The 383-nt window shown below is 33.4% G+C and carries 1 protein-coding gene; it reads right to left on the bottom strand.

The annotated features are described in order from the left end of the window. The coding region (locus FPQ13_RS12915; protein WP_144089730.1) for a hypothetical protein at positions 1 to 321 on the bottom strand (321 nt) is incomplete at its 3' end. Between the last annotated feature and the right edge of the window lie 62 nt (positions 322 to 383).

Raw genomic sequence — 383 nt, 5'->3', positions numbered from 1 at the left:
ACGTCTACCATATAAACATTCTTTTATACTAGTGTTTGCATATAATACGGTTTCATAGACTCCTCCTTCCATCTCGTACATTTCAAACAACTTATCAAATACCGTGTCTTTGGTTACTTCTTTTTCAATATCAACTATGAAGGGGATATCAATTGGAATAAAACTTGACGTCGAACACTTATTTGTATTTGGATGAAAACGAACGAATCCATCACTAAATCCTGTTGAAAAAAATATTTTCCCTTGTGATAGCTCCGGATTTTCTCGCGCCCATTTAATTAACTCGTCTAATAGCATTTCTTTTTTAACTTTGATTTTCATTGTTTCCATCTCCTCTAAAATAAAGTTAGTTGCTTCTGTTCCTCGTATTCCAAACCATGTTG

Origin of the sequence: Allobacillus salarius, assembly GCF_007559425.1 — a bacterium.
GTDB lineage: Bacteria > Bacillota > Bacilli > Bacillales > Alkalibacillaceae > Allobacillus > Allobacillus salarius.
This window is presented reverse-complemented; position numbering and strand designations above follow the sequence as displayed.